The organism is Microcoleus sp. BM001215392, assembly GCF_036700185.1.
GTDB lineage: Bacteria > Cyanobacteriota > Cyanobacteriia > Cyanobacteriales > Microcoleaceae > Microcoleus.
The window spans coordinates 1-8,069 of sequence record NZ_JAUBOJ010000359.1 but is presented as its reverse complement, the minus strand read 5'-3'; the positions used below and the strand labels follow the sequence as shown (position 1 = coordinate 8,069).

Genomic DNA, 8,069 nt, shown 5'->3' with positions numbered 1-8,069 from the left:
AGATTTTATGTCCAAATGCTACGCCCTTCTAGGATTTTTGCACTCTTGTCTAATATTTTCGCCATCCTTAAATAGCTCAAGTGCGTCAGGAAAAGCACGAGTAAAAATGCGCTGCAAATCTTTATTTGTAATGTTGCCACAGGTTAGCCAAAGAATTTGAGGCGGGTTTGATGCGGCTAATTACTAAATCAACAAAATCCCTATCCTTAGTTATGATAACTGTGCCCGATCCGTTGGCACGAGCTGCATTAAATATCTCAATATCCTGAGCATCCCGCAACCCAAGCTCTTGCAATGTAACAGCGTTAACACCGAATGTTTCGGTTAACCATTTCGCCAAACTAGGAGGCAATTGAGCATTCAACCAGAAAATCATACTGCTATCCGGGGGAAATCAATGCTGAGAGATGCAAAAAGCAAACACGCTTGAATGTCTTCGGGTTCCAAATCGGGAAAGTCAGCTAGAATCTCGCTAGGGGTTACATTGTCTGCCAGTGTTTCCAAAATATCGAAGAAAGCGAATTCTCATGCCCCGAATACAGGGGCGGCCGCCACATTTACCAGGTGTTTGAGTAATTCTGGTGAGCAAAGCACTTCTATCCGTCATATCTTAAAGTCCTATTTTTCACATATTATAGTAATTCTAAATCAATACAGTTCAGATCGGACAGTCCGGTCGGCAAAACGAGACTAAAAACAGATACGCTCGATTGCTTCTTTCCTCGCTAGCGACAACCGCTAACTGAACCGTATTGAATTCTAAATTACTAACAACTAATGACTAATATCATGTCCGATCGCATGAACATACTAAGATTGGTTTGAGCGTTCTAACTTTAGTCCTCAGATGGATGCGGACTCGCATTCCGAACGATCAAACCTTTTTTTTATTCCGGTAGTTGAGGGGATCGGAGATAACAACTAATGACTACTGACGGCAGGACTACTGACTACTGACTACTTTTGCGGGCGTTGATATTTACTCAATAAATCAGCAAAGCGCTTGTAATCCAAAGGCTTCCTCAAATACTCTGCCGCCCCCAATTCCAAACCATGATTTTTGTCATCCAAAAAAGTCAACATAATTACCGGAATATTAGCTAAATCCGGATCGGCTTTTAAAGCAGACAGCACCGCCCAGCCGTCCATACTTGGCATCATCACGTCCAAAGTAATTGCATCCGGTCGCGACTCCTTAGCTAGCTCAAGCCCTGCTTCCCCGCTAGCTGAGGACAGCACCCGAAATCCTTCTTTCGACAAACAGCGGCTGATCAAATCCCGCGAATCCGGATCGTCGTCAATCACTAGCACAGTCGCAGCATCGGGAAGTTCTAGCGGTTGCGATCGCACTTCTGTTGGCTTATTTACTTCTGTCGGGAGTTCACTCCGATCGGAGTTCAAAGAAACAGCCGCTGATATTTCTGGGATTGCTCGATCGCCCTTGACTGCTTTTTCCCTTTTCATCATCATCGGTAACCGGATCGTAAAAGTAGAACCGCAATCAAACTCGCTCTCAACATTAATATCTCCGCCCATCATCTGGCAAAACTTCCGGCTAATTGTCAGCCCCAAACCGGTGCCGCCGTACCTGCGGGTAGTCGAATCGTCTGCTTGCGCAAAAGCCCCGAACAGCCTCGACACCTGATCCTCTGTCATTCCAATACCCGTATCGGTGACTTGGAAAACGATCGCAGCATTTTCGCGTCTAAGGGGAGTTGCCGAAATTTCCTCGGTATTCCCCACCAGCAAAACTTCCCCTTCTTCCTTCCAAACATTAATCGTAATTTTGCCTCGATCGGTAAACTTAGCAGCATTGCTCGCCAAATTCAACAGCGCTTGTCCCAGCTTCGAGGAATCAGCGTAAATCGTGCCGATATCGCGATCGCAATTGACGCTCAAAGTGTTGCCATTTTTGCCGATCAGCGGTTGAACTGTCGTCACAACCCGATCGACCAAATTCAACACCTCGAAAGTCTCCAAGAAAAGAGTCATTTTTCCGGCTTCAATTTTAGAAATATCCAGGATGTCACTAATAATGTTCAGCAACTGCTTGCCGGCCATATTGATGCTGGCCAAATCCATCACAAACTCTTCCTCGCCGAGTTCGATCGCCTCTTCTTGCAGCAGCTCGCTGTAGCCGATAATCGCATTCAGGGGCGTTCGCAGCTCGTGAGTCATATTTGCCAAAAATGTGCTTTTCGCCCGGTTAGCAGCTTCCGCAGCGTTCTTAGCGACTTCCAATTCGCCCGATCGCTCCTCTAGCTGTCGCTGCCGCACCTCCAAACCTGTGAGCAAACTGTTAATTTGCTGGGCCATTGTATTGAGAGTAGAAGATAGCACCCCGATCGCGTCATTAGACACCACAGGCGATCGAGCCGTCAAATCACCGCTCGCCATCTGTTGCGCAGTTTTCCGCAGTAACCCGAGATTCCGCATAATTGCCGACACCGACACACAAGCCACTATTCCGGCGATCGAACTCAAAACCACAGCCCCCACCAGCCAATTTTGAGTTCGCATCACCACCGCCTGAGCTTGCTCCACCAGCAGCGCCATTGCTGCTGCGGGAACCCCCGCCCGAGCTGAGGCAGCCTCAGCCAGCAAATAGTTGTTCATTTCCACAGAAGCCATCCACCCGACTCCCGCCGCCATCCAAGCAAGCACTACCAAGATCGCAAACAGCCCGATCAAAGAAGCCCGACTTCCTAGAGAAATCTGCCTCGGAGCGAGTGCTGCCGCCCAAGGATAGTTTTTGAGAAAAGGATCTGGCTGTACGGGCGCGCCGGAATTCCAAATTTCCTCAATTTGACCGTCCGATCGCACCTGACCAATCCGCACTGTTTTCCAGGTATGCTGCGTTTGGGCATCTATTTTTACTTGACCCGATGGCGCTGCAAACTCAATATTTTTAGCAGCCGCCCTGACTTTAGCCACATCTATCGAACCAGCTTTTTCTACTGCTTCCTTCCACAGATAAACGCCCAAATAAGCCGCTTCGATCGGGTCATCCGTGACACGATTTTCCCCGTATCTCGCTTTATAAGCCTCGACAAATTTCCGATTTTCTGGTGTATCCACCGTTTGAAAATAATTCCAAACCACCAGATGTCCGGCAATGTTGGACGGCCCGATCGCCCGCACTTCCTCTTCTGCTACACTGACCGACATCACCGGCAAATCCTCCGGTTTCAGACCAGCTTCCCGCAGATGAAGGAAAAAAGCCACATTGCTGTCGCCGTTGAGAGTGTTGAGAATCGCATCCGGTTTCACTGCTAAAATATGTGCGATCGCCTCCTCCACCTCCCTCGAACCCAGCGGCAGATAAACTTCCCCCGCCAACTCTCCGCCGAGTGCCGCCAGTTGAGCTTTCACAATTCTATTTGCCGTCCGGGGAAAAATATAATCAGAACCCAACAGGAAAATTTTGCGTTTCCCCGTCGCGAGCAAGTAATTCACCCCTGGTACAATCTGTTGGTTCGGGGCTGCACCAGTATAAAAAATATTCGGACACTGTTCTAGCCCTTCATACTGCACCGGATAAAACAGCAACCCGTTACTCTGCTCCAAAGCCGGCAGTACAGCTTTGCGGCTCGCCGAAGTCCAACAGCCAAATACCACCGCCACCTGAGATTCTAGGAATAATTGCTTAGCTTTTTGAGCAAAAGTCTGCAAATCGCTGGCTCCATCTTCTATCACCGCTTTCAATGGGCGTCCGAGTACCCCGGACGCCGCATTAATTTCCTCCACAGCCAACAGCGTCGCATCTTTAACAGAAATTTCGCTGATAGACATCGTGCCCGTCAGCGAATGCAACACGCCTATTTTGATCGGCTCACGAGTCGGGCCGGCTGCTTCGAGGGGGTTACTGCTCCTTGCTCCCATAAAGTTTTAGATATTTTTTACTAATAACAAAAATTTTAGTTCGATCGTGCTGGAATTTAGCCTTGATGCTAACTCTTGTTTAGCAAATTATTTCACCCTAGCGCCACAAAACTTAGCAATTGCTGCCTTTTGTTGATTTTTTCAGTCAAACATCCGACCCGTGAGTTAATTCTGCATTCCTGGTGTCAACCATTTATTGCTTCATCTGTTACCGATGTCGAAATAGCCTTGCCAACCACTCAGCAGAATCCACTTGTGAGATTGTCCCCTACAAAAATTCTCCGTCTCCCCCACTCTTTGACGCTCTCCTCCTTTCCCTCTAGTCAACTCATTTGCCGCATAGCAGCGGGTCAGCCACCAAGTAAATTCACCCACTCACCCACTATTCGCCCGCGCAGATATCACTTCCGGTAGATTCAACTCTCCGTGATTTCTCTTAGTATAGTACCCTCTCTCAAAAACTCATAAACTTTTACCAACCTGCTATCTCCCTTCGGGCAGAGGGAGATAGCAAGTGATTTCCCTTATAATCGACTTAAGGTTAATCACTTTTAACTAGCCTGATTGAAAATAAATTTTGTTTGCACAAAATAGGGTGAAAACTAATGAATACTGAAGAAGACGCGACCCCGACAGTCAGCGAGACTCAAGTCACGCTACCCAAATCAAGGGAAGAATTGCTCGGTGAAGTAACGGAAAAAGCGCTCAGCCAGCACAAACAAGAAAATGCTCAAACTCTGCGGGCTGTTCAACAGTTGAAAGAAGAACTTCAGCAAAAAATAGATGAAGAATGTCATCAACATCCAAATTAAAACTAATAGTGCTTGATTGAGGGTGTGGGCAAGATACAGTCTTGTTTACACCATCTTTTTGACAATAAAAAATTTATAATAATTGAGCGATATACAGTATCAATAAAAAAACTTTAGTTATCTACCACAGAACTAGGGAAAAAGGCTTGAGTTGACGAGACCAATCATCATTAAATCAAAAATATTTGAATTTTTTTTAATTAGCGCTTGCTGAAAACAAAAGCAAAAGGCATACCAGATAAGGATTTCAATCTTTTTGGGCTCGAACAAGTGCAAGTTCTAGGATAAGCGAAGTTCACAACTATTGTACTTTCACAGGTAAATCTATGGGTAAATTTGGTAATTAGGCAACGAACCTACTATTTTTAAAGCTGTCTAGTCTCGTTTATCCACTGTATAGACTTTTTCAGCAAGCCCTAATTAAAAACAATTGTGGGGCTTGGCGGTGACGACAGGCTGAAATTATAGAGCGAAGAACTTCGTAGCAGTTAGCAGTTGAGGTGAAAAATGCTAAGCAGGAAACTAGCAGTGCATCCCCAACTCAAAAATAACTTATGCTGATGTATTATTCCTTATTCCCTATTCCCTATTGCCTATATCCGTTAAATCTTTTGGAAATTCGGTAGACCGAGCTTTGATCTAGTTTCTTCCTACAGGTAGAGTGCAAGGCAACGCGTTGTTACCTATGATGAATTTAAGTAAAAAATGTCAAATTAGATACAGATAAGGAGAAAATCATGAGCATTGAAGATAGAGCGAAGGCAACTGGTAAAAATATCGAAGGCGCTGCTCAAGAAGCCCTGGGCAACGTTACTGGCGATCCCAAGGATAAAGCTGAAGGCAAAATGAAGCAAAAACAAGCTGAAGCCAGCCACACAGTCGAAGATGTCAAAGACGAGATCAAAAAGAAAATAGACTGAGCCTAATACTCACTGAGAGGGTCGCAAAAACTGACCCTCTCAACTCTGGAAAAATCTTTCAAAATGGAGGAAAAAAGGTGAGCTTATTGCAGCAGAGTCGCAAATTAGTTGCGGGCTTAATATTAGTTTTCATCTTGGCTGTTAATACTGCGTGTACGCCAGGAGTGTCAGCACAGAAACCGACTAATGCACCTGTAGCGATTGGTGGGAGCCAGGGTTATTACACCCAGTTAGAACGCGGTAATACGATCGCAGGTCAAGATTTTGGTCAATGGGTGACAAAGACGGCTAAAGGTCTGGTTCAGGATGCTTATGTGCGAGACAACAACAAATTGGGAGTTGTGATCACGCCTGAAGTCCGTCCTACAGAAGTCAAAGATTTGGCTAAATCTTTAGCTCAAGGCTTCCACCGCAATTTCCCGAACCAAGATGTAAGTGTTTTGGTTTACGCTCCTGACAAAAAACTGATTTTAACTGCCAAGTACGACCAGCAATCAAATCAAATTGAATACAAGTCTTGAGTTGGTTGAAAAGCTTAAATCGTAGCGGCACGGCCGCTTAATACTTCGCAGTTTTTGGCAGCCACAAAAATTCTGTTTGCGACGAAAACTTTTTGTAAATGGAAAAAAATCATGAGTAGCAGCGATAATTACAAGCGTCAAATCATGAGCGATTTGGCCCAGGGCGATCGAGAAATGATGCCGGAGACAACCGGGGAACAGTACGAAAACTTTGACGATTTTGCTCAGAGAACTTCGCCGGATCAGCGCAAACAACTATTCGGGCGTTCTTTGAATCACGACTCCCTCCCGCCGGCCCAGTTGGAACCTGAACTACAAAAGGCGATCGCCCAAATCAAGCCAAACGAACGGGACGATGTAGCACGGGAATTCTTCAAGCAGTTGGACAAGAGAGGATTGAAGGATCGCCAGTTGGAAAAGCAGCTAGGACTTTCTACCCACCACGCGAGCCGCATGACTGCTGATGATGTTAGCAAGCTGGCTTCGTTTACCTATCACAATCACCCGGATATTTTCCGAGACGTGCTGGCAGAACAGCCTAGTTTGATGAAGTTTTTGGGCAATCCAGTGGTTGCGGGTATTGTGGGAATAGTTGCTGCTAAATGGCTCAGCAACCGCAAATAATTGAGGAAGGACTGAAGTCCTCACTACAAACTTTGACAGATTGTTTGTAGTGAGGACTTTAGTCCTAAAATTTTTATGCAGACTCAATCTCTCACTACAAACTCCTTGATACAATATCATACTAAATTCCGAGAGTTTGAAAAATATTTATTAATTATGCCGCGGGTTGCTGTTCGGGTGAGTGAAACCCAGTGCTAATTATCCACTCCGAAATTGCGATCGCCAATTACTAATTATTGCTCGCACATAAAAATATCTGCACAGCCATCAACTGCCCTACACCTGACACTCCGCAAAATTAAATGTAGGATTAAGTGTTGCCGTGAATCAGAAAAAAAAGATGAACCTATCCACTATTTGGCGAAAACTCCGCAGCCAGCAAGCTTTCTGCTTGGCTGCACTGCTTGCGGGTTGCCTTGTATTTATCGGTTGTTCCCCCGCCCAGTCAGCCGGTGGTAATCCAGTCGATCCCAAGTTTAAAGAGCAAGTCTTGCAGGTGATCCGCGAAAACCCGCAAGCAATCGTAGATTCCGTACAAGCGTACCAGCAACAGCAGCAGCAGTCTCTCAAAGCAGCGCAGGAGTCTTTTTTGCAGGCGATGAAAACTAATCCCAAATCGGCGATCGGGGATTCTCCCAGCACGGGTTCGGCTTCGCAGCAGATTGTACTTTTAGAATTTTCTGACTTTCAATGTCCGTTTTGCGCGCGCGCTCACGATAATGTCAAGCAGTTTATGGCAAAACACCAAGACAAAGTTACTTTAGCTTACAAGCATTTTCCCTTGAGTTCAATTCACCCTCAAGCTTTGCCAGCAGCTAAAGCAGCTTGGGCGGCTCAACAGCAGGGAAAATTCTGGGAATATTACAGCGCTTTGTTTGAAGGCCAAAAACAGTTAGGGGAGCCATTTTACGGAGCGATCGCCCAAAAGCTCAATCTCAAATTAGATAAATTCAACAGCGATCGCAACAGCCCCGCTGCCGAAGCAGCCATTGCCAAAGATGTGCAACTCGCCCAACAATTGGGCATCGAAGGCACTCCCTTCTTTATTATGAACGGCAAAACTTTCTCCGGCGCAGTCGAGCTTGCTGAAATGGAAAAGATTCTCGCTAGCGTGTCGAAATAAGTAAGAAATTAGGACACGGCTTTTGGAGTCTGCCTACAATTAATCTGGCGTAGCTAGGGACACGGCAATGCCTATTAGTGTCAACTTAACGTCAAACGTAATACCAGTCTGCTGTTTGACTATTAGGGATTGATCCCCCCTAACCCCCCTTAAGAAGGGGGGGACAAGAGTTTTATCAAAGTCCCCG

General features: G+C 45.9%; 7 protein-coding genes and 1 pseudogene. 5 read left to right on the top strand and 3 right to left on the bottom strand.

The features are described 5' to 3' along the window. Positions 1–121: 121 nt before the first annotated feature. The 3 genes and pseudogenes from QT974_RS27625 to urtA form a co-directional block, all read right to left on the bottom strand. Entirely contained in the window at positions 122–376 is a 255-nt protein-coding gene (locus QT974_RS27625; RefSeq protein WP_333471602.1) for a DUF5615 family PIN-like protein, read from the bottom strand. Continuing rightward, positions 373–607: pseudogene (locus tag QT974_RS27620) on the bottom strand (DUF433 domain-containing protein). Before QT974_RS27620 ends, QT974_RS27625 begins: the two are co-directional and overlap by 4 nt. 350 nt (positions 608–957) lie before the next feature. Continuing rightward, positions 958–3,882, bottom strand: a complete 2,925-nt coding sequence (gene urtA / locus QT974_RS27615) for an urea ABC transporter substrate-binding protein (protein ID WP_333471601.1) — start codon at positions 3,880–3,882, stop codon at positions 958–960. A gap of 605 nt (positions 3,883–4,487) precedes the next feature. Between urtA and QT974_RS27610 the strand changes: the two genes are divergently transcribed. From QT974_RS27610 to QT974_RS27590, 5 genes are all read left to right on the top strand, one after another. Beyond that, positions 4,488–4,694: a hypothetical protein gene (locus QT974_RS27610; RefSeq protein ID WP_333471600.1), complete on the top strand. Its 207-nt coding sequence runs from the start codon at positions 4,488–4,490 to the stop codon at positions 4,692–4,694. A 737-nt stretch (positions 4,695–5,431) separates the two neighbouring features. Then, positions 5,432–5,614 (top strand): CsbD family protein, encoded by a 183-nt coding sequence (locus QT974_RS27605; RefSeq protein WP_333471599.1) that lies wholly within the window; start codon positions 5,432–5,434, stop codon positions 5,612–5,614. A gap of 77 nt (positions 5,615–5,691) precedes the next feature. Then, entirely contained in the window at positions 5,692–6,135 is a 444-nt protein-coding gene (locus QT974_RS27600) for a hypothetical protein (protein WP_333471598.1), read from the top strand. A 111-nt stretch (positions 6,136–6,246) separates the two neighbouring features. Beyond that, positions 6,247–6,759 (top strand): hypothetical protein, encoded by a 513-nt coding sequence (locus QT974_RS27595; RefSeq protein ID WP_333471597.1) that lies wholly within the window; start codon positions 6,247–6,249, stop codon positions 6,757–6,759. Between the two features lie 340 nt (positions 6,760–7,099). Next, positions 7,100–7,882, top strand: a complete 783-nt coding sequence (locus tag QT974_RS27590; RefSeq protein WP_333471596.1) for a DsbA family protein — start codon at positions 7,100–7,102, stop codon at positions 7,880–7,882. Positions 7,883–8,069 lie beyond the last annotated feature (187 nt).

What these genes read in the sequence shown, in the direction of transcription:
- QT974_RS27625 (WP_333471602.1), bottom strand. Translation starts at nt 376, where the DNA reads ATGATTTTCTGGTTGAATGCTCAATTGCCTCCTAGTTTGGCGAAATGG.
- urtA (WP_333471601.1), bottom strand. Translation starts at nt 3,882, where the DNA reads ATGGGAGCAAGGAGCAGTAACCCCCTCGAAGCAGCCGGCCCGACTCGT.
- QT974_RS27610 (WP_333471600.1), top strand. Translation starts at nt 4,488, where the DNA reads ATGAATACTGAAGAAGACGCGACCCCGACAGTCAGCGAGACTCAAGTC.
- QT974_RS27605 (WP_333471599.1), top strand. Translation starts at nt 5,432, where the DNA reads ATGAGCATTGAAGATAGAGCGAAGGCAACTGGTAAAAATATCGAAGGC.
- QT974_RS27595 (WP_333471597.1), top strand. Translation starts at nt 6,247, where the DNA reads ATGAGTAGCAGCGATAATTACAAGCGTCAAATCATGAGCGATTTGGCC.
- QT974_RS27590 (WP_333471596.1), top strand. Translation starts at nt 7,100, where the DNA reads ATGAACCTATCCACTATTTGGCGAAAACTCCGCAGCCAGCAAGCTTTC.